The organism is Acinetobacter sp. UBA2063 (assembly GCF_002333245.1).
Taxonomy (GTDB): domain Bacteria; phylum Pseudomonadota; class Gammaproteobacteria; order Pseudomonadales; family Moraxellaceae; genus Acinetobacter; species Acinetobacter parvus.
On record NZ_DDAH01000058.1, the window covers coordinates 7,908 to 8,863 of the forward strand.

The following is a 956-nucleotide window of genomic DNA, read 5'->3' on the forward strand; positions in this document are numbered from 1 at the left end:
GGCGGGCACCTGTCAGGATCATACGGATCATGAGCATGGTTTGTTCTGCGACTTCAATCCGTTGTTCAGCAGACAGGTCAATCACTTTCGCACCCATGTTAAACACCAGTTGGGTGATGGCTTTAGCGGCAATATCCGCATGGGGCATGTGACTGTTATTGTTGATCTGTTCCAGACGAATCAGGTCTTCGTGCAACTCTTGCTGGAAGAATGAAAGCTGGCGGTCTACAGCCTCTTTATAGGAAGTTGAACCCGTATAGCTTTCACGTAACAATAAGCCCAAATAACCTTCATCCGCATCCAGAAGCTGAATAAAAACTTCGACTGAACTGCGGATAATACTATGTTGCAATACCGCCTGTAGGCGTGCTTCACGAATGATTTTACGCAGTACCAAGCCTGCCCGATCAATCAGGGCGATTGCGAGTTCATCAATGTCCCTAAAATGACGATAAAAACTATTGGGTGCAATGCCCGCCTCACGCGCGATTTCCCTTAAACTCAGGGAAGAGATGCTCTTTTGTGGGCCAATTAGGTTCAGAGTGGCTTGAAATAACTCTTCTTTGCTAATGGTGGCTTTTCGGCCAACCGAACGTACAGGAGATTTTATGGCAATAAGATCCTGTTCATCTGTTGCTGGTTTGGGACTGGGTGGTAAAACAGAAGAATGAACCATCATTTTCAAAATATAAATAAGCTGCTTGGGATTATAGCGATTGTCGATGGGCTTGTGAAATGTAAATCAATCGGGGCTGCTTTCCACTGTGGGAAACAGGGAAAGCTGCATGTCTGCAAGACACTGCCCTTGACTGCGCACCTTTCATTTTATGGTAAACATTTTGTAAAAAATCCTGTTTACAATTCTTTTTGAATAAATATACAAGTGTATATACAAATAAATATACATATGTATAATAATTAAGAAAACAATTAGAGTAACTGCGCATGCAAGCAAT

At 42.8% G+C, this 956-nt stretch carries 1 protein-coding gene; it reads right to left on the reverse strand.

The annotated features are described in order from the left end of the window. A partial coding sequence (fabR, locus tag B4H32_RS02890; RefSeq protein ID WP_286799728.1) for an HTH-type transcriptional repressor FabR occupies positions 1-676 on the reverse strand: 676 nt, incomplete at its 3' end. Positions 677-956: the final 280 nt, after the last annotated feature.